Source organism: Nocardia sp. CY41 (assembly GCF_009829325.1).
GTDB lineage: Bacteria > Actinomycetota > Actinomycetes > Mycobacteriales > Mycobacteriaceae > Nocardia.
In genome coordinates, this window is sequence record NZ_VUOS01000024.1 from 53979 (window position 1) to 73432 (window position 19454).

19 protein-coding genes are annotated in these 19454 nt (G+C 67.6%); 11 read left to right on the plus strand and 8 right to left on the minus strand.

Features of this window, described 5'->3' with window-relative positions:
• The first annotated feature begins 213 nt into the window (after positions 1–213).
• The 6 genes from GVY64_RS26085 (at position 214) to GVY64_RS26110 (ending at position 6310) form a co-directional block, all read left to right on the plus strand.
• Positions 214–780 (plus strand): RNA polymerase sigma factor, encoded by a 567-nt coding sequence (locus GVY64_RS26085; protein WP_159846704.1) that lies wholly within the window; start codon positions 214–216, stop codon positions 778–780.
• Positions 773–1144: a hypothetical protein gene (locus tag GVY64_RS26090; protein ID WP_201298155.1), complete on the plus strand. Its 372-nt coding sequence runs from the start codon at positions 773–775 to the stop codon at positions 1142–1144. The genes GVY64_RS26085 and GVY64_RS26090 overlap by 8 nt, the downstream gene beginning before the upstream one ends.
• A 408-nt stretch (positions 1145–1552) precedes the next feature.
• Positions 1553–3403 (plus strand): SCO2524 family protein, encoded by a 1851-nt coding sequence (locus tag GVY64_RS26095; protein WP_159846707.1) that lies wholly within the window; start codon positions 1553–1555, stop codon positions 3401–3403.
• Positions 3404–3411: 8 nt separating this feature from the next.
• The gene (locus tag GVY64_RS26100; RefSeq protein WP_159846710.1) at positions 3412–4326 is read left to right on the plus strand and encodes an SCO2523 family variant P-loop protein; all 915 of its coding nucleotides are present in this window, start codon (positions 3412–3414) and stop codon (positions 4324–4326) included.
• Positions 4327–5337 carry an SCO2522 family protein gene (locus GVY64_RS26105; RefSeq protein WP_159846713.1) on the plus strand — a complete coding sequence of 337 codons (1011 nt, stop codon included), beginning with the start codon at positions 4327–4329 and terminating at the stop codon, positions 5335–5337. It abuts the gene before it with no gap.
• 1 nt (position 5338) lies between these two features.
• Positions 5339–6310 (plus strand): SCO2521 family protein, encoded by a 972-nt coding sequence (locus tag GVY64_RS26110; RefSeq protein WP_159846716.1) that lies wholly within the window; start codon positions 5339–5341, stop codon positions 6308–6310.
• Positions 6311–6319: 9 nt separating this feature from the next.
• Here the strand turns inward: GVY64_RS26110 and GVY64_RS26115 are convergent, their stop codons facing one another.
• From GVY64_RS26115 to GVY64_RS26125, 3 genes are all read right to left on the minus strand, one after another.
• Positions 6320–7141 carry a hypothetical protein gene (locus GVY64_RS26115; RefSeq protein WP_159846719.1) on the minus strand — a complete coding sequence of 274 codons (822 nt, stop codon included), beginning with the start codon at positions 7139–7141 and terminating at the stop codon, positions 6320–6322.
• A gap of 1 nt (position 7142) precedes the next feature.
• Positions 7143–7619 carry a GNAT family N-acetyltransferase gene (locus GVY64_RS26120; RefSeq protein ID WP_159846722.1) on the minus strand — a complete coding sequence of 159 codons (477 nt, stop codon included), beginning with the start codon at positions 7617–7619 and terminating at the stop codon, positions 7143–7145.
• 228 nt (positions 7620–7847) lie between these two features.
• Positions 7848–8501 (minus strand): TetR/AcrR family transcriptional regulator, encoded by a 654-nt coding sequence (locus GVY64_RS26125; RefSeq protein WP_159846725.1) that lies wholly within the window; start codon positions 8499–8501, stop codon positions 7848–7850.
• A gap of 502 nt (positions 8502–9003) precedes the next feature.
• On the opposite strand from GVY64_RS26125, the gene GVY64_RS26130 reads away from it, so the two are divergent.
• The 3 genes from GVY64_RS26130 to GVY64_RS26140 all read left to right on the plus strand — a co-directional run bounded on the left by GVY64_RS26130 (position 9004) and on the right by GVY64_RS26140 (position 11792).
• Positions 9004–9471, plus strand: a complete 468-nt coding sequence (locus GVY64_RS26130) for an RDD family protein (RefSeq protein ID WP_159846728.1) — start codon at positions 9004–9006, stop codon at positions 9469–9471.
• 611 nt (positions 9472–10082) lie between these two features.
• Positions 10083–11156, plus strand: a complete 1074-nt coding sequence (locus tag GVY64_RS26135; protein ID WP_236567201.1) for an MFS transporter — start codon at positions 10083–10085, stop codon at positions 11154–11156.
• 273 nt (positions 11157–11429) lie between these two features.
• On the plus strand, positions 11430–11792 hold the full coding sequence (locus tag GVY64_RS26140; RefSeq protein ID WP_201298156.1) for a hypothetical protein: 363 nt from the start codon (positions 11430–11432) through the stop codon (positions 11790–11792).
• Positions 11793–11831: 39 nt separating this feature from the next.
• On the opposite strand, the gene GVY64_RS26145 is transcribed toward GVY64_RS26140, so the two are convergent.
• Positions 11832–12623 carry a hypothetical protein gene (locus GVY64_RS26145; RefSeq protein ID WP_159846731.1) on the minus strand — a complete coding sequence of 264 codons (792 nt, stop codon included), beginning with the start codon at positions 12621–12623 and terminating at the stop codon, positions 11832–11834.
• 418 nt (positions 12624–13041) lie between these two features.
• Between GVY64_RS26145 and GVY64_RS26150 the strand changes: the two genes are divergently transcribed.
• Positions 13042–13671, plus strand: a complete 630-nt coding sequence (locus GVY64_RS26150) for a TetR/AcrR family transcriptional regulator (protein WP_159846734.1) — start codon at positions 13042–13044, stop codon at positions 13669–13671.
• Positions 13672–13679: 8 nt separating this feature from the next.
• Here GVY64_RS26150 and GVY64_RS26155 read toward each other — a convergent pair whose 3' ends face one another.
• The gene (locus GVY64_RS26155; RefSeq protein WP_159846737.1) at positions 13680–14027 is read right to left on the minus strand and encodes a hypothetical protein; all 348 of its coding nucleotides are present in this window, start codon (positions 14025–14027) and stop codon (positions 13680–13682) included.
• Positions 14024–16171 carry a hypothetical protein gene (locus GVY64_RS26160; protein WP_159846740.1) on the minus strand — a complete coding sequence of 716 codons (2148 nt, stop codon included), beginning with the start codon at positions 16169–16171 and terminating at the stop codon, positions 14024–14026. The genes GVY64_RS26155 and GVY64_RS26160 overlap by 4 nt, the downstream gene beginning before the upstream one ends.
• A gap of 579 nt (positions 16172–16750) precedes the next feature.
• Between GVY64_RS26160 and GVY64_RS26165 the strand changes: the two genes are divergently transcribed.
• Complete coding sequence (locus GVY64_RS26165) at positions 16751–17374, plus strand: hypothetical protein (RefSeq protein ID WP_159846743.1); 624 nt, start codon at positions 16751–16753, stop codon at positions 17372–17374.
• A gap of 414 nt (positions 17375–17788) precedes the next feature.
• Here the strand turns inward: GVY64_RS26165 and GVY64_RS26170 are convergent, their stop codons facing one another.
• Complete coding sequence (locus GVY64_RS26170) at positions 17789–18415, minus strand: TetR/AcrR family transcriptional regulator (RefSeq protein WP_159846746.1); 627 nt, start codon at positions 18413–18415, stop codon at positions 17789–17791.
• Between the two features lie 15 nt (positions 18416–18430).
• Positions 18431–19432 carry an NADP-dependent oxidoreductase gene (locus tag GVY64_RS26175; RefSeq protein ID WP_159846749.1) on the minus strand — a complete coding sequence of 334 codons (1002 nt, stop codon included), beginning with the start codon at positions 19430–19432 and terminating at the stop codon, positions 18431–18433.
• Positions 19433–19454: the final 22 nt, after the last annotated feature.

Sequence of the window (19454 nt, forward strand, 5' to 3'; positions counted from 1 at the left end):
GAGGACCGGTTCGGGGAGCGTTGCTTCGAGCGCGGCGCGGTGTGCTGAGATTCGGTGTGAATCCTTTGACGACGTCCGGTCCTCTCATAGATGTGCCGGCAACCGGGCCGGCACGGATCGAGGAGGTTGTCGTGATCGTTGCCGCCATCGCCGTCGCCGTTCTGCTGGTCGGCTGGTGTAGCGTCACCCTGTTCCGCCGCTGGAGCCGTTCCCGTGACTGACCGCGTCTGGCCTGACGAGCAATTGGTCACCGCCGCCCGAGAAGGCGACGTCGCGGCCATCACCGCACTGGTGTCGGGTTCCTACCCGCATGTTCGCCGGTTCGCCCACACCCTGTGCGCGTCCGCCGAGGACGCGGAGGACGCCGCTCAGGAAGCGCTGATCATCCTGTATCGCAAGATCGGGACGTTGCGGGCCTCCGGCGCGCTGGCCTCGTGGATGTTCCGCATCGTCCGCAACGAGTGCCTGCGGCAATGGCGCATGGTGACCCGGCACGTCGAACCGATCCCGGATTCCGCCGTGGCGTCCGCCGAGGACGAGGCCGTGCAGCGGCTCGAAGCGGGCCGGGTGGCGGCGGTGATCGCCGCCCTGCCCGCCGACCAGCGGCGGGTGCTGATCATGCGCGACGTCCAGGGATACAGCGGCCGGATGGTCGCGCACATGCTCGGCTTGAGCGTCGCGGCGATGAAGTCACGTCTGCACCGCGCCCGGGCAGCGGTTCAGCACGAGCTGCGGAGTACCCCGCAGCCGACTCCGGAGAGGAGCGAAGTACATGACTGACGAGCGGAGTTTCGCCAGCGCCTCGGTGTCCCGGCACCTGGCCCGCGGCGTCATCGGATTCGGCGCGCTGATCGGCGCCATCGCATTGATGCCTGTCGTCGGGGCGTTCAGCTTGCTGCTCGCACCGGTCGGATTTCTCGCCTTGCGCGGATGCCCGACCTGCTGGCTGATCGGACTGATGCAAACCGTCTCGCGGGGCCGCCTGCAGCGGTCGTGCGCCGACGGTCAGTGCCGATTGACCACAGCCGGACACGGCGGGGCCGAGCACGGGACGGGCGATCGGGCACCTGCCGCGTTCGTCTCTCTTTCGTCCGATCACGATGTGACAGAACGGTTTGCGCGCGACTTCGTGCGGCAGAACTGACGCAGCCGTCGTCCGCCGAGTCCGAGCGCACGTCATTTCGGGGTGCGCTCGGATTTCGTCGGCGGCCGCGTCACGGCCCGAATTGCTCCGCCGACGCCACCGGCTCGAGTGCGCGGATCTTCGGTTCGCTCAGGCCGATACGCGTGAACAGTTCTGTAGCCGCGCCCAGAGCATCCTGAGCGACGCTTCGCGAATTCAGTCCGCCCGCCGCAGTTCCGGTGCGCCGCATCGCAGTCACCGCCGCAGCGGCACATCGTCTTCGAATTGCGGAAGCGTCTGCGCTGCTGGACATCTCGCAGCAAACACGGCGTCGTAAACGGTGCTTGGCTAAGTGAACTCCGCGGGGCACACTCTAAGTAACGACGTCCGGCGCAGCCGGTCGAACGCGGGGGCGAGGTCCGACAGCAGATGAGGATTCGGCCGAGGCAGCAGCTGCTCGAGCTGTGGCGAGCGGTGCTCGCGTGTTCCTACCCGGACGGGAAGTGGATCTGGGGCGGACGCGACGGCGCGAACTCGATCAGCGACGCCGAACAACTGCTGTGCCTGCTGTATCCGGCGACGGAGATCGAAGCGTTCGCGCTGGACCAGCCGAACGACATGAGTTCCGACGTCAAGGCCGCGCTCGCCCCCTTCGGCGAGGAGACCCGCATCGGCGGTGTGCTGGTCGATCTGGTGGAGGACTACCTGCGCCGCTACACCGGGCCCGACGGCGAGCCGATCTTCGCCAGCGGCTCCTATCTCCGCTGCGGCGACGGCAGCCCGCTCAGCGCGGCGCAATCGGCGGTGGAGGTGGTCGACTCCTATTCGATGTCGCTGAGCCTGTGTATCGCGGCGCTGCGGTTCCTGCGCGGATTCCTGCGATTCGTCAGCGGTGAGGTCCGGCGGGAGGCCCGGCAACTGCGCGAGCGGATCCCCGCGGTGATCGAGCAGATCAGCGCGCGCCTCACCGCCGCCATGGCGGGCCTGGTCCGCAGTTTCGTCATCCACACCCCCGAGCCGCACACCGAGTTCGGGCAGTCGATCGTCTACATGCTCAACCAGACCCGCACCTCACCGGACGAGATCATCGAACGGCTGTCCACGCAGCTGGAACGCCTGCGGGTGCAGGCGGCCAACGAGGTCAGGCTCAGCCAGACCACCGAGATGGATATCGCCGACGACGGGCGGCTGTTCGAATGCGGATGGAGCTGGGGCATCGTGCGCAGCGCCGAACCCATCGACCTGGTGCCCGGTAGGACCAGCAGCGTGGCCGGGCACGCCGAATCCCGCCCTTACCTGTATTTCACCGCCGTCGCCCTGGACGGCATCCTCGACCTGTCCTCGCAACGTATCCGGGAACTCGATCTGCTCACCGACGAGCAGCGCGTCCTCGCCGACGCGCTGCAGCTGCGGTTGGAGCTGACGCGCAACTACTGGTCGAGGGTCGCCCGCTTCGGCAGCGGACGCTGGCCGCTGGAGGACATCCCGTGGCGCACTGCCGACGGCGAGGAATCGGAGTACTTCAGTCTCGTGATCACCGCGATGCTCATCCAGGACCTGGTCTACCGGGACAGCACCGAGGATCTGGCGCGCACGGTGGCCGTGCTCGACCAGCTCGGCCGCCGCGGGCGCATCACCAGCCGGTTCACCGTCGACGACCCGGCCGCGCCGCTGCACTATCCGGGTGTGCGGCTGGGCTTGGCGGGCAGCGAGGAGGTGGCCGAGGGAGTCCAGTTGGTCTGGTATGTGCCAGATTTCGCGACCTTGCTGCTCAAACGCTGCCTGCAAGCCGCGCGCCTGCGCACCGACGTGGACACCCGCGACCAGTTGATGGCGCTGGCGGAGTCCGCGATGGACCACCTCGACCAGCGCGTGCTGCGGGACGGCCCGGTGGTCGGTCTGTGGGACGACATCGGCCGGGTCGTCGGCGTGGCGGACGCGCTGCCGGAAGGGCCGTCCTGGTTCGTCACCGAGCGCATGATGGAGTGCCTGGTCATCGCGTACAGCACGTTCGAGCAACCTCCGCTGGCGCCCCAGGCGATGGTCGCCCGCGCCGTGGATCTGCTCAGCGAGGCCGAGCATCTGCTGAATCAGGAGGAACTGGAGGTCGAAGGCCAGGATCTGTCGCCGAAACAGGCCGCGGTGAACCGGATCCGGCAATCGCTGGACCGGGCCCGGCGCGTGCTGCGCGAGCGACCCGGCACCGCGTACAGCCTGGCCACACAGGCGTTGGTCCAGCTCGACGAACTGGCGTACGCCCGCCGGGACGCGACACGGTAGGGGGCATCGTGCTGGTGTTCTCCACCTCCGACAAGGGCGGCACCGGACGGTCGGTGACCAGTTGCAACATCGCCTACCGGCTGTGCCGCTCCGGTCTCAACGTCGCCTACGCCGACTTCGACCTCGGCTCGCCCACCGCCGGTGCGCTGTTCGAGATCAGCTCGACCGAACGCGGCGTGCCCCGCGGCGGCGTGCATTCCTACCTGCTCGGTGAGAGCGGAACCGTGGCCCGCGTCGACGTGGGCGCGGCGACCGATCGGCCGGAACTGAGGCGCATCGGCCCGAATTCGGGCCGGCTGGTGCTGCTGCCCGGGGACGAGGGCGGCGCGGAATTCCTCACCGACGACGACGCGGTGGTGCAGCGGTGCGCCGAACTGCTGGTGGCGCTGGATCAGGAATTCCGGGTCGTGATCGTGGATCTCAGCGCGGGACGCTCCGCGGCGCTACAGATCGCGCTGCAGGCCACTGCCCTGCCGCAGTTGCGCGAGCGCACCGCGCGCTGGCTGATCTTCCACCGCTGGACTCGCCAGCACATCCTGGCCGCCGCCGGCCTGGTGTACGGCTCACACGGATTGCTGAAGGCCGGCGCCGAATGTGGTCACGACCCGGAGGAGTTGCTCGGCTCGGTGCGTTACGTGCGTACCGCGGTGCCCGACGCCAACTGGGACGGAGTCGCCCAGCGACCCGCGCAGGCGGCGTGGCTGCAAGAACAGGACACCGCGTTGCGGCGGCTGGCGACCGCCAAACGACTCGGCACCACGGCGGTGCTCGGCTCCACCCCGATCGAGCCGGTGTTGCAGCGGCGCGAACAGCTCATCCTCGACGCCGACGTCAACGCGCAGATCGCCAACGAGGGCACCGCCCTGGCCTATGCCGAACTGGCTCGCCGACTGATCGACATCGCCACGTGGGAGAGGCTGTAGATGCGGGATACACAGGGCTACAGCGAGGCGACCGAGGAGCCCCGAATCGCTTCCATCCCGTTGTCGCACTTGTCGATCGAGGTCGGGCATTTCTATCCCAACGACATCACCTCCGATATCGAACGGGTCGGTGCGGAGTTCCGCCGCATCGTCCCGCTGGTCGCGGCCTTCGTCGAGTCGGCCAAGGTGCAGTACGGTCCGAACGCCAGGGTGAGCACCTGCTACCTGATCGACGACTACTTCCAGCCCGATACCGACCCGTCCGCCATCCTCGCCAAACTGCTGGCCGCCGCGGAAGAGTCCGGGCTGGTCATCGACTACCTGGCGCGCGAGTCGGGTTGCTGGCGCGCCGCCAGATTCGTCGACGGTGTGGCGTTCGGTGAGCCGATCCCGGTGGCGGAGCTGGTGGCCGCGCGCATCGTCGCCGAGCCCGCGCCGCCGAGCACCGGCCGCAGGCCACCCACCGCGGAATCGGGGTGGTTGTGCAACGGCCGCCGGTCCTCGGAGGACGAACGCGGCCAAGCCATGCGCCAGCGCAGTTATCAGCCGCCGGAGGAGTTCGGCCGCCGGGAACACTCGATCTTCCTCGACGTGGAATTGTGGAGCAAGCACGTCGTCGACGGGGTGACGGTGACCCGGTGGTCGTGCCCGTTCCTGGCCGCCGTCTGGCATCTGCTGCGACTCGGCATGCTGCGCTATCACGGTGACGCCGTCGTGGATCCGCAACCATGGCACCGCGACGACCTCACACCGCGCCGTTGGCACGACATCCCACCGGTGGTGCAGCTCAACCCGGCCGCGGCACCCTTCGCCGCCTACAAGACGTTGTCGATGCTGCCCAAGCGATACATCGGCATCGAGCACGCCGTGCGGCTGGTGCTCGACCACCTCGATCTCGACGACGACGTGCTCGAGCAGGTCATCGGCCGCGGCGCCGAGGAGGTTCCGCCGGTGCCGGTGCCGCGCCAGGTCAGCGAGCGGCTCTCCCACCTGCTGCTCGACGGGACGTGACATGGCCGCGACCACGCCTCTGGTCGTCCTCGGTGAGGTGCGCACCTGCCTGCTGCCGTCGGCGACCGCGCTGACCGGTGCGGAGGCCTGCGATCTGCTCGCGCTGATGCCCGGCTGCACGGTGCGGTGGCGGGAGCGGCCGGGGACGCTGGCAGTGTCACCGACCACGGCGGTCGGCGTCGACTGCGACCTGTCGCTGGGCGAGCAGACCGCGCACATCGTCGGCACCGTGGCGACCAGTGCCGTCCTGTCCGGTGGACGCGTGCTGCAGTCCACCGCGCGTACTCAGGTGATCCGTGCAGGCAGTCGGCGCAGGCAGACCTGGTCGCACTACCTCAGCCGGAAGGGCGTGACGGAGGTGATCAGCCGCATACCCGAAAGGGCTACCGCCGCCCAGGCTTTGGCCGAGGGATATCTCACCGGGCCGATCGGCGACGACACGCTGGACCTGGCCTCCATCAGCGAACGCCTGCTGGCTCGACTGCGCGCCGACACCAGGCTGGACCAGAAGCCGCCGGTGCGAGCCGGAACCACCCGGCTGCGCTGGACCGCGCAGATCGGGGGAAGCGCGGGTCCCGCGGCCGCGCTGTATCTCGACGACGCCGCCCTCCGTACGGTCCGGATGATCGTCCGCGAAGAAACGGATCTGGAGGCGGCGCAACGATTCTGCGAGGACCTGGCCGCGCACGATTGGTTGCTGACCGTGGTCGCCGATGCGCTGGCCGAGGCCGACCGCTTCCCGTCGCACAGCCGGGAACGCACCGACCTGCTGGCCCCGGTGCTGGAAGACCTCACCGGGCTGTGGATGCCGGGAGCCCACACCCCGGCATCGATGCGCGCGTTGTGGCGGGATCTGCAGGTCGATCCCGGGTTGTCCCGCCAGTGGAGCGCCCTGGTCGCGCGGCTGCGGGATCGTATCGCGGTCGCGACGCTACATGCGTTGCAGCACAAAGCCTTCGACACCGAGTGGTAGCGGTGGAAACTACATCCGGAACCATTTGCGCACCAGCAGCGCGAAGAACACCGACATCGACACTGTGCCCATCCACGCTTCCGCCGCGAACAGCGGCCGGGCGGCCGGGCGCAGATTCTCGGTGTCACCGGGCCCCAGCGGATTGATGAAGGCGGTCACGCAGGTGTAGACGGTGGCGGCCGGGGAGGGGTCGCCGTTCAGGACCAAAGCGGCGGTCGTGAACAGCAGTAGCTGCACGACCACCCAGCCGAGCAGCCACGACGGCCGGAAACCGTGGCCGCACAGCACGTAGGACAGTTGCCCCGTCCAGCGCCGCGGGCCGGGCGGCAGCGCGAGCGTGCGGGCCCGGGCCAAGCGCAGACCGCAGCGATCCTGGGCTTCGTCGTCCTCGTTCATCCGATACAGCGCGGCGCCTCGCCGGTAGGCCAGCGCCGCGTGAGCGGGCAACCCCGCCGCCGAGAACTGCGCGCCCAACTGCTCGTACTCCTCGGCCAGCATGGTGTTCTGCCTGCTGCTCAGTCGCAGTGGACCACGGAATTCGATCTCGGCCGCCAGCAACGCCGCCGGGATCGCGCTCGGCACCCGCCAGCCCGCTTCGTCGGGCGCCGGTTGCCGTGCGGCGGTGTAGAGATGCCGGAAGACCAGGGAGTCGGAGTGCCGCCGGGTACTGGGCGGGTCGTAATCGGCCAGGATGGCCTCGACATGCGCGGTGAAGCGCTCGAGTTCTGCTTGCTCGGAACGGCCGCCCCGATCTATCTCGGCGGTGTATTCCACTGCGCGCCTGGTGATCCGGGTCGAGACGGATGCGACGAAGGGTGAAAGCTCCCCCATGTCACGAGTCTAGCGGGCGGCTCCTCAGCCGGTATTCGAAAACGTCGCGCGGCTCGCCGGGCCCGAAGTACCTGTCGTCGTGCTCGACGAATTCGAATCCCGCTCGTTTGAACAGGTTGCTGGCGTGCTGATTGTCCGGCCGCACGGTCAGGTACACCACTTCGGCTCCCACCTCCCGGCAGGTCTGCAACGTGCGGCGCAGCAGGCCCCGCCCGAATCCTCCGCCCTGATACCGCTTGGCCACCGCGAAGGTGAACAGCAGTGCCCGGCCCTTCTTCTCCAGGGTGAGCGCGTACCCGATCACCGTCCCGCCCACCTCTGCGACCAGCCATTCGGATCCGTGCAGGTCGAACAGCTGGCGCAGCATCAGATACAGGTACGGCTCGGCGAACACCTCGGCCTCGATGGCCGCGATGTCGTCGAGATCGGCGAAGCAGGCCTGCCGGTATTCCGGCTGAGGCGCTTTGGCGATGTTCATCCGCTCCCTATTGCCAGGGCATAAGCCGTCCGATTCCAGCTTAAACGTCATTCACCGAGCGGGGTCAGTGTAGAACCAGCGGAATCGGTCCCCGGCGCAGCGGGTCGTCACGTGTCGCGTCCGGGCCGGACGAACCGGGAGCGATGGCACGAGACGGGCGGCCGGTCGGGTTCGCTCGCCGCGACGCCGGTTTACTTCGGCGGGAAGCGCAATGCGCCCTTATCGCTCTCAGCTGCGGGCGAAACCATGCGCGCAGAAATTCCATACTTCGGACCCGGTGATCGGATGCTGCGTCTCCTCGTCGAACGCTCCCGCGGACTGCGCGGTGCACATGACGGTCTGTATGACCATGGCCGCCGTCCGGCGCGAGTCGACCTCGGGGCGCAGTTGGCCTGCCTCCTCGGCCGCGTCCATGAGCTCGGTGAACAGTGCCAGCATCGGCGCGTGCGCGACCCTCACATGGTCGGGATGCGAGATCAGCAGCTGCGATGCGAAATCGGTGAACAACGGCCGCTGCGCGGATGGGTCCGGCCGGCACAGCTCGAACAACAGCTCGACGGCCACCTGAAGCTTGTCCAGCGGGTCGGTCCGCCCGTCGGCGGCGGCGCGCAGCTGGTCGGACGTGCGGCTCAGGGCATCCTCGAAAAGGGCGAGCAGCAGCTCGTGCTTGCCGTCGAACTGCAAGTAGAAGCTGCGCAGCGATTGTCGTGAGCGGTCCACGACCTCCTGCACCGTGAAGTCCGTACTTCCCTTCTCGGTGATGATCGCCTGGGCGGCGTCCAGGAACCGCTGCACACGCTCCTCGGCGCGCAGCTTCGCGGTGCGTAGCGAGCGCTCGACGGCGCGCTGCTTCCATGCCGGATTCTCGCCCAGGCTGGTCACGGGCGCCTCGGTCCTCGGTCATATGAAGAGAACATGACTGCACTGTACCGGAGAACGGTGTGCTTCCCGGGGTACTGAAGGACCTTGTTCGCGCCAAACGGAACTTTCCGACATCGGGAACCATACTCTCGGCGTCCGTAAGAGTCCGCGCCGACAGATCACCCGCCTTTGTGTTGCCGATCTCCGGAGACGGTGGTTCATCGCCACAGTCGCTGGCAAGGCATGGGCCGCAACGCTTCCCGCATATCCTGGTCGATTCGGATGATCGCCATTCCCCTTTCGTATGCTGCCTTCGCGAACGTGTGGGCTGCTACGGAGTCGGCCCGGTAGTGCATCGGCGGCCAACCCGGGAATTGGACTGTCACATGGCATTGCATTACTTCGGTCCCGAATATGCGGCTGTTCGACGTTCCGGGGCGCCGCGGCCTCGGCGTTCATTCGCCATTCAGGATCGGCACCGCACCACTGGGGACAGTCGTCGAGCTGGGCCACAATACGTCGCGTGAACGCAACACGCCCCCGTCCTGATCGAAGCCGACCTCGCGGCCAAGCGCCCGCGCCGCGGGCCGCTGTTCCGGACGAGGCGGGGGAGAACCGCCTCGCCCTGGCCGCGACGACCGACGCTCTGATAGCGCTGATCGTCGGATTCGCGTTGTCGCAACGCGTCTTCCATGCCTACGACGGTGTCGCGGAATTCCTCGGCGCGTTCGTTCCGTGCGTGCTCGCGGTGTCGTTCGCCAACCACGTACTCGGCACACTGCTGTTAGGTGGCAGTTTCGCGAAACTGCTGTTCGGAATGCGGGTAGTGCGATGGAAGGACGGCCGGCGTCCACGTGTATGGCAGACGGTCGCACGATGGTTGTTCGGGTTCGTGGTGATCGGGCTGCAGTACCTGCTCGAAGGCGCGAGTGTAGGCCAAGCCTGCGGGTTGCGCACGGTGCGCCGAAGCGGCCGGCGCCACCCGGCGTAGGAATCAGCGGCAAGCCGTCGAAAGACGCTGCGCCGCAGGCCGGGACTCAGCCCATGCAGCAACGGTCCCTGCCCCAGCACCGGTCCGAGCCCGATGATCAGTGAGTCGTAAGCCACGCCGAGAGCCACCAGGCCCAGCAACCAGATCCTGGCGACGCGGGTAGCGCTGGTGAACAGCAGGACCCCGCAGCTCAGCTGGACGCAGGCGGTCAGAAGCAGGACGGCGGACGCCATGACGACTCGGAGGGTGCCCGGGCTGCGCAGTATGCGAGCAGAGCGGCTCGCTCGGCCCGTCGGTGCAGTCACGCCGCGGTACGAGGGCGCTCGGCGCCTGGGGGGAGCGGCTGTGCGGGCGTCGAGACGCGTCCCGGCGACGGCGACGATCGCGTCGTTTTCCCGCCGGATTCTCGGGCTCGGTGCTCCTAGCGTCGGTGCGATGGAAACTGATCCGTCACCGCGCGCGCGGGGCACCGCGCTGCGCAACCCCGTCGTTTGGTTCATGGCGCCGGCGGCCGCGCTCGGCACCGCCACCATCTATCCGCTGCAACCGGCCATCGCGGAAGTCGCCGGTTCGCTGCATGCCTCGCTCGCGGCGGTCGGCACCGCCCTGGCGTGCGGGTCGCTCGGCTATCTGGTGGGCTGGCGCTATTGGTACCGCTGGTCGACCGGTTCCCGCCGCGGACGGTGTTGTCGGCGCAGTTCGGTGCTCTGGCCATCGCTCTGGCGGCGGGCGCGGTGGCCGGTTCGGCCTGGCTGCTCGGCTCGGTGGTCGGCCTGATCGGGGCGGGATCATCGGTCGGCGCGCAATTGAGTTCGGTCGCCGGACGGCTCGCGCAACCACGGCGGCGGGCCACCGTCCTGGGGGTCGTGACGGCGGGCATTTCGGCGGGGATCCTCGCGGGGAGGATCGTCGGCGGGTGGCTGACGGATGCGATCGGCTGGCGCGGAACACTTTTCGCGTTCGCAGTGGCCTGCGCGGCGGTCGCGGTCACGGCTCGGTTCGCGTTGCCCGCCGTAAAAGGGAATGCGACCGGAGGTTATCTGGCCACGGTGCGCGGACTTCCAGCACTGCACCGCCGATATCCGACGCTGCGCCTGGCCGCCGGTCGCGGCGCCCTGTGGTTCTTCGCCTTCTGCACGATCTGGGCCGGGCTCCCGGTAGCGCTGTCCCAGCCGCCGTTCTCGTACCCACCCGAACGGATCGGCATGTACGCCTTCGCCGGACTTCTCGGTGTCGTCGCCACGCGCATCTCGGGCGCGTGGACCGACCGCATCGGCGCGCGGCGAGTGATCGCGATCGGGCTCGTGCTCGCCATCGCCGCCTCGGCAGCCCTGGCGGCTTTTCTTTCGAATACCGTCGTAACCCTCGTTTGCCTCGGTCTTTTCGACGCCGGGCTATTCGCGGCCCAGGTAGCCAACCAGAGCACGGTCCTCGCCATCGACCCCGGCGCCCCAGCGCGCTTCAACAGCGCCTACATGATCGTCTACTTCATCGGCGGCAGCGCCGGAGCCGCGTTCGGCGCCGCCGCCGTCGGCTGGTTCGGTTGGCCCGCCACCGCCGCCATGGCCGCCGCGGCCATCGCTGCCGCCATGACGGTCACCCTGACCACTCCCCGCACCGGACAAACTCTCCGGGCGCCTACGTCCTCGGATTCCGAATCGGCCGGTTCCCGCTTGTCGGCGTAGCGTCCGGTCAGCGGCAGGACGGCAGCGCCCGCCGGATTTGCCCGACTCGGGACCGGCCGAAGATCGGCATTTCGACCACGGCCCCGCTCCGAACTTCGAGCTCCCGGCCCGCGTCCTGCGTGGACGTGGGTTTGCGGCAGGATGGCACGGTGACTCGCACTTCTGACGTGCCACCGGTTGACCTTTCGCGCGTTGTTCCTGGCATCGAGGCGCATGTGCGGCGCAGCGTCCGGCTCCATCCTTGGGTGAACTTCTTCTGTCAGCGAGAGAACGATGAGTAGTACACCAATCCAGCCACGGGCACTGACCGATCTCGAAACCGGCGTAGTCACCAAGCTGCTGTCGTCCGGCGTCGCCTCGGAATATCTCCGGCAGGTGCCGTATTCGCAGGTCGTCGCGACATGGGGTCTCGGTTCACCGAGCGTCGATCTGGCGGTGCGGCCCGGTGCGGCGCAAGCATCCGGTTCGCCGGACGGCATCTTCGCCAGCGGAGCGGTCACCGACCGCAACGGATCACCGATCGGCGAGGTGATGGTATGGGTCGAGAACGGCTGGCTCAGCGGAATCGAATATGCGTGGTATACGGACGAACGCCCACGCGCGTTGCCCGAGCCCGATCAGATCGAGGTCCTCTAGCGCGAGTTGATATTCGGGTGTGTGGCGTTGCCGTGGTCGTCACGATGTCGCTGCCACGGATGCCGCCGCGATCACCCAATTGCTGAACTCGCATGCCAGGTGCCATTGGTGCTGATGAATGAGCCTGGCGGGCAGGGTGGCGGGGAACTGCACCGTCAGCACTGCTTCGAGGGTTCCGTTGCGGTCACGGAATTGGTGGCGGACGCCGCCGATGACCAGGCCGTCGTCCAGCAGGGCTTGGCCCGCGATCTGGATGGGATAGTCCGGATCGACGGGGATGGTCAGGGCTTCGCTTCTGCTGTAGTCGATGAGGAATCGGGACGCGGTCGGGGATCCGCCGGTGGTCTCGACGACTTCTTGACGGCCGTCGGGCAGGCCGCGCAGTAGGTAGTGGTCCGGGCAGGCGTCGACCATATCGGTCTCGGCGTTGGAGACGGTGAGGTTGTCGAACCAGTCCGCGAAGTGTCCGGCGGAGTAGTTCGGAACTTCGAGGCGGGTGACGGCGTACTTCGACCGGCCCCTGCTCATGGCCACACCGATCCGTGCCATCCGCTCGGACAGGGCCAGGTCGCGTTTGAGCATGGCGTAGATTCCCGCGTGCCCGAGCCGCGTTTTCGCTGTGGTCAACACGGACCGCTGCACATCGAGAGGACCGCGGGCCGACCGGCTGGGGATCGCATCCGGCATGATCTCGGCCGCCGCGCGATCCCCGAGGCGGGCGGCGAACCTGGCGAGCACCGCCTTCATTCGGCGCGATTCCCATGCCCGCACCTGGTCGCGCGAGACTCGCGTCTCGCCGACGATCGCACGGATGTCGATGGAATCGTCCATGACCGAACCTACCTCTCCCGTTCCGGCTCCGACGCCGATGACAGTCGTCCGATGTGCTTCGCGTTCCCTGATGCGCCGCGCACGAGGGTGGACGGTGAGCTCGAGGGACAGCCCGGCCTCACGTTAAAGCCACATATACTTGCTTTAAGCATGCACGGCGAACCGCTATAAAAGCAAATTTCCATAGCTTTATTGATCACCGGTCGTCGCCGGCGCGGCTCGGGCAACCGGTGCTCGGCTTCGAAGGTCGCGTTCCCGCCACGGCGCCGGGTCTGCACGTCGCCGAGCATCGGTGGCACCTGGCGTGCGAACTCGGCAGGTGGATCGGCGCATACCTGCGCTGATCAACTCGCGCCGCGCCGCACCGGGTTCCCGGGCGTATTCGGCGCGCGGCAGCGCTGTCGAGTAGAACAGGGCCATGGAGCAGCGTGGCGGAGACCTCGACAACGAGCAACCGGCGACACCGCCGGCTCCGCGCAGGCGGACCGGGGGACGTTCGGCCCGCGTGCGCGAAGCCGTGCTCACCGCGACGCTCGACCAGGTCGCCGAGCACGGCATCGAAGGCTTGACCGTCGGCGATGTCGCGGCCCGCGCCGGAGTCGCCTTGACGACGATCTACCGTCGCTGGGGCACCCGCACCGCGCTGATCGCCGAAGCCGTCACCGAGCTCGCAGCCGCCGCCAACCCCGCACCCGACACCGGCACCCTGCGAGGAGACCTCCAGCAGCTGGCCGAGCAGATCTCGCATCTGATTTCACGTCCTGGCATCGCGCGGCTGGTCGGCACCACCATCGCCCTGTCGGCCGACCCGGAGGTCGCGGCCGCACGCCACCGCTTCTGGGAGGATCGTTTCCAGCAAAGCTCCCGGGTCATCGCCAGGGCCGTGGAGCGCGGCGAACTAGCCGAGGATGTGGACCCCCGCGAGGTGCTCGAAACGCTCTCGGCTCCTTTGTATTTCCGGCTGCTGGTCGCAGACGCAGCACTCGACGACGCTTTCCTCGTGCGATGTGTCGACAACACCCTCACCCTGCACGGCAAACCGGTCTAGCGAGTCACTTAATGCGGGTGGTCGGCCGCGTCCGGGTTGGTTGAGCGGGAACCGGCCCCCTCGTCCGCCCGGCGGTAGGCGAATGTACATCCTTCCTCGTCGGTGACAACCAGCTGATCCTCCACCACACGAAAGGCATAGGTGAGGATCGCGTCGTTGACCGTGGAGACGGCCAGCCGGCCGCCGCCCGAGATCTCGTAGGTGCCCACGTCCCAGCGGGGATGTTCCCGAGAACCCGGAGACATGCGACCGACGTAACTGCCGTCGCCGTGGAATTCGATCTCGTCGGGATAGCCCGCCCCGCACGGCTCGCCGCCGATCCTGATCCATGTGCCGACCAGGTCGGTCTGCGTCATAGGGACTCGAGCCGTCGCAGCGCGCCGTCGGCGCCCAGCGCCTGCGCCTTCGCGCTCAGCACGGCCACCAGCGGTGCGGTCTCGCGCCCGCGGCGGGTCGCCATATCCAGCAGGCGCGCGGCCTTGTCCACCTCGGCGGCCGACATGACCGTCTCCTCGTCGATCAACTCCGCTGTGCGGCCGAGATCGGCCGGGCGGTCGAAGAACGGCGCGGCGACCCGTTTGGCCTCGATGAAGGCGAAGTGGGGTCGTAGCACGTCGTTGCCGATCGCGGCCTCGATCGCCTCGACGCCCCGGTGCAGATGATCGCCGCCGATGGCCAGCGTAACCAACGCGTCGGGCGTGGTGAGCACCCGCAGCGCCGCGGCGGCGTGCGCATCGTCGACCGCCGCGGTGACCATCACCGTGGCCGCACCGGACGCCTGGAACGGGACACCGTCGATTTCCCAACGCACATCCACGCGCACCGTGTGTGGTCCCGCCGCCGGGAACAGGGCGCCGTCCCGGCCGCGCAGCAAGGTCAGCGAACCGATCACATCCGCACCGGGCCGCAGGTCGGCCAGGCGTTGTTCCTCCATGCACCGAACGAGTGTGCTGAAGCGGCGTGACGTGCCAGAGGGATCGGTGACGGTGCCCGAGACATGCCCAGCCCGCAGCGAAAGGTCCACCGGGGCGGCGATCGCCGTCGTGCCGCGATTGCGCAAGGTCAGGTCCACGCGCACCGGTGCTCCGATCGGAACGGTGTCGAGCAGTGCCGCGACGTCCAGCTCGACACCGTCGGGCGTCAGCACCGCGTCGTCGGGTGAGATCGGTGCGGTGCTGTAGGCGGCGCCGAACGCGACCCCGCCTGGGCGCACCCAGAGATCGGGCATGTGGCGCAAGCGCTTCTGGTCGTCCGGGGCGTGCGACCACCGGATGTTCTGCGGGAACTGCTGCGGCGGCGCCGCGCTCGCGGCGATGACATCCGTCGTGTTCATGAATCCGGTGTCGGCAGTGTTGTGGTAGAGGCCCATCGCATGGCCGAGTTCGTGGACCGCGGTGCGGAAGTACGCATCGACCGCGGTACCGAAGCGCAGGCCCTTGGTGAGGCCCCATGGGTCGGCGTTGGGGATCGTCCAATGCGACGCGATTCCCGCACCCTCGCGCGGCACATTGTTGGAATCCCCGCCGAAAGCATCGAACATGATCCCGCGCTCGGTCGAGTCCAGGCGCCGGGCGCAGACCACCCAGTACCGCCACTCGCGGTCCAGATCGGACGCGTCGCGCCGGGCGAGCATGGTGGCGTGCATTTCCGCATCCGACCAGGACTCACCGCTCGGTTCGGCGAGGTCGGTGTCGCTCTGGTCGACGTCGACCTGCCATTCCACCTGCTGGAACAGCGAGGCCCAGCCGTCCCCCGCGGCGTTGGCCAGCGGCGCCTCCGACTCGGGTACGCGGTCGATCTCCACGGTGATACGGCGCAGGTAGGTGGACACCCAGCCCATCGACAGCATTCCGACGATCGCGCCCGCCGCGTTCCGGACCAGCCCGAGCAGGAAGTTCGATGCACTCGGGTAGCCCGGCGGTGCAGGCATCCACCCCATCTTCGCCGTGCACGTGTCCTCGAGTGACCACGTCCCCGCCGCGTGGTCGAAGCGGTGCAACTCGAACCCGAGGGGGAAGTTCCAAGCGTGCGCCGCACCCTCGAGGATCTGCGTGACCCGCACGTAGTAGCGGTAATCGGCGATCGGGAAGACCGGCACGCCCAGCGCCGGGTCCGGCTCTCTCGGCGGCAGGGGTGTGAGCTGGGGCTGGTGCAGGTACAGGTCGCCGCTCGCGATCGTATTCACCTCATCGCGCTCGACCCGTAATGTGCCGTCGTAGTGGACCGGCAGCCCGACCGTCGCGTGCGGCGTCGGCGTGTAGCGCAAGAGGTAGCAGCCGGCCCGTAACCGGCGCGGCTGGGGGAACGGGAGGTCTGCAGGCGGGGCGACCGGCCGCGCGACGTCTTCGGTCAGCAGGTCGGCGATGTCTGCCCCGGCGACGTAATCGGGTAGAGGCGGCGACAGCACGCGCCCGTCACCCCGGTGGCCCGGCGCGAAGGGCGCCTTCGGGGCGCGGCTTCCAGGCACGCCGGCGCTGCGGTTGACTTGCTCGATCGACACGATGTCCTCCTCAGCTCGAGACTTGCAGGCATGGCGCCGCATGGCGGCGGGCGACGAATCGGTCATATCGAGCAACCGAAGTCGCCCATATGCTCTTCGGCCCGAAACCGCGAGCGGCGACGCTTTTCAGCTTCGCGACGGCACCGTCGACCAGCACGAGTGGCCGACTACTTGTCTTCACGCCGGGGTGAGCGCTGCAGCGGGTAGCGCCGCCCGACAAGCCCACGGCAGTGAACGGGAGGTGGGTCATCGATCGGCCGCATTCGATGGTCGAAGCCCGGCAGCAAGTAGTGAGCTACTTGTGAAGCTCGGCTGTTCCGGCGTCCTATGTCTTCTTCGAAGGTGAATCGCCACGGAACGCCGGGACGCTTCGACCACCGGGATACGCGACACGGCGACTCGGCCGATCGTCCACCTCCACAGCACGGGGGCTTCTCGTGGTCCGGCTCCGTTCTCGTCGGTGTACCCGGCCAGGTGACGGCCAGTGAAAACCGCTGTGCTCATGCTGTTTCGGCGGTAGCATCCTGGCTTGGAGAAGCGACTCCGAAGAATCCGTGTCCGGGGAGGACCGTGGATCTGATGACGACCAGCGATTCGATACCTATTCCGCGGCGCACGCTCCTGCGTATGGCTGTAGGAGTCGGAATAATTACTGCTGCCGGTTATTTCGTGATAGAGAACGCCGCGCCGGCCTCGGCAACACAGCGCCTGTGGAGAAGGTGTGCGCGTTGCAGTGGGCTCTGGTTCTCGGGCAACGGTACCCGCGGTGGCTGCCCAGCCGGCGATATCCTCGACGGCGGCCACCATGAGGATGGAACCGGCGACTACATCCTGAAGGAAGACCCCGACGGCGGACAGGGCCAGTCCGACTGGAGATGGTGTCGGCAGTGCCAAGGACTCTGGTTCGAAGGGAATTTCGGCTTTCACGGAATCTGCCCTTCACCGCAATTCAGTGAGCAACCCGGTCACGTGGCTTTCGGATCCGGCAACTACCGACTGGAAGACGTGACCAATCGAGACGGTGTGGGCGGAGAACAGAAGTGGCGCTGGTGCCGCAAGTGTTCGGGCTTGTTCTACGACGGCAAGACTCCAGCAGCCTCGGGTGTTTGCCCGGCCGACCATCAGCACCACGACATCATCGGGAGCGGCAACTACGTTCTCCGCGCCGCGGATTCCACACGTCTACCGTCACCGCCCTACTGATCTCTGCGGCTTGCGAGATCGGATTACTGTTCGCAATGGTGACTGGTCGGTCCAAGTCGCTATAGGACCCCACTATGTGCCACGCCTCGGCGCGGCGGGTGAGCATCGCAGAGCGGCGATTCTGGTCACGGCCGCCCGGGTATCTACTGCTGTCCTGCGTCGTCATTCCGTGTCTCGGCATACTCGCCTGGGCGAGTGATCCCGGCGGCACCGTGCGATGCAGTCCGGCCTCGCCATCAGGATGGCCGCGAACCCCCTCGAGGCCGGTTTCGAGCCGACGTCCGAAGAAAGTTAGTGGGTCGAGATTTCCCCTGCAGGGCTTCGATGTTCCCCAGTTCGTCGGCACGCGACGCGAGCACGATGTGGCCGGTCCGCAGCAGTACCTGCGCTCCGCAGGTGATCATCCTGAGATCGTCACGATCGAGCGGACTCGGGGTGACTCGGCCTCCGACCGCCCACGATGCGGAGCGCGAGGTCCGCGTAGTAATCGCCGATGTCCTCCGGTGACCAGGAACCACCCTCGTGATACCAGCGCGCGATATCGATTCCCAGCGAAAGCAGGGCGGTCGCGGCCATATGGATGTTCGAATTCTCGAACTCCCCGGCATCCGCCCCTCGCTCGATCAGGCTCCGGACCTCTCCTTCGATCGCACGCCGGGTTTCCTTGATTTCCTGCTGGTGTTCCGGGCTCAGCGCGGCGAGCTCGTAGTTGATGATCCGGGCGACGGTATGGGCGCGTGCGTGATGGATCGTGAACTCTCTCATCACGGCGATCAGTTGTTCGGCGGGGTCTTGTGCTGATGCGATGGCAGCGCGGACGCGCTCGAGGGTGTCCAGGTGACCGGCGCGCGAGATCTCGTAGAGCAATTCTTCCTTGGAACGGTGGTACACGTAGATCGCCCCCGTGCTCACTCCGGCGATCGATGTGATGTCGCGCGTCGTCGAGCCGTGGAAGCCGCGTTCGGCGAAGGCAACCACAGCCGCGTCGAGCAGCCGCGCTCGGGTCTGGTCCGCGCGCGAGCGGTCCTCTGTATCGGTCACCTGGACAGTATGGCGCTACACAGCGAGCACGAGTTTGCCGGTGTTGGCACCCGTGAACAGCATGTTCAAGGTTTCACCGAAGCGGGCGACACCGCCGTCCACGACATGCTCCCTGCTCTTGATCCTGCCCTCGGCCAGCCAACCGGAGATCTCCGCGACCGCCTCACCGTAACGATCCGCATAGTCGAAAACGACGAAGCCCGTCATGGACGCCCGGTGGACCAGCAGCGACATATACCGCGAAGGTCCCGGAGGGAGCTTTTCCGCGTTGTACGCCGAGATCGCACCACAGATGACGATGCGGGCACCACGCCGGAGGTTGGCCAGTGCGGCATCGAGGATGTCACCGCCGACATTGTCGAAGTAGACGTCGATCCCCTCCGGAGCGACTTCCCGCAGCCGCAGCAGGACGCTCTCACTCCGATAGTCGATGGCCGCATCGAAGCCGAGTTCCTCGGTGAGCATCCGGCACTTCTCGGCGCCGCCGGCGATACCGATCACCCGCGCACCTTTGATCTTTGCGATCTGACCGGCGATGCCGCCGACGGCGCCTGCGGCCGCGGACACCACCACCGTTTCTCCGGCTCGCAGCTCGCCGACCTCGAGCAAGCCGAAATACGCTGTCATTCCCGGCATTCCGAGCGTACCCAACCAGGTCGGACCGGCCGCCGAACGCAAATCGACCTTTTGCACCCCCCTGCCATCATGGATCGCGTATTCGGTCACGCCGAAAGTTCCGCTGACGGCGTCGCCGACAGCGAAGTCCGGATGCGTCGACTCGACCACGGTCGCGATGTCCAGCGCCCGCATGACCTCCCCGACACCCACCGGCGGGACATAGGAGCGCACGTCGTTCAGCCACCCGCGCATGGCCGGGTCGAGCGAGATGAAATCCACCTCGACCAGGATCTGGCCCGGGGACAGCGCGGGCAGTTCCTCGGTTGTCAGGTTCCATGTGCCCGCGTCGGGCAGCCCCGACGGCCGTTTCGCGAGCCGCACCTGCTGGGTAGTTGTCACGTGATCTCCTCTTGTTCGCCGA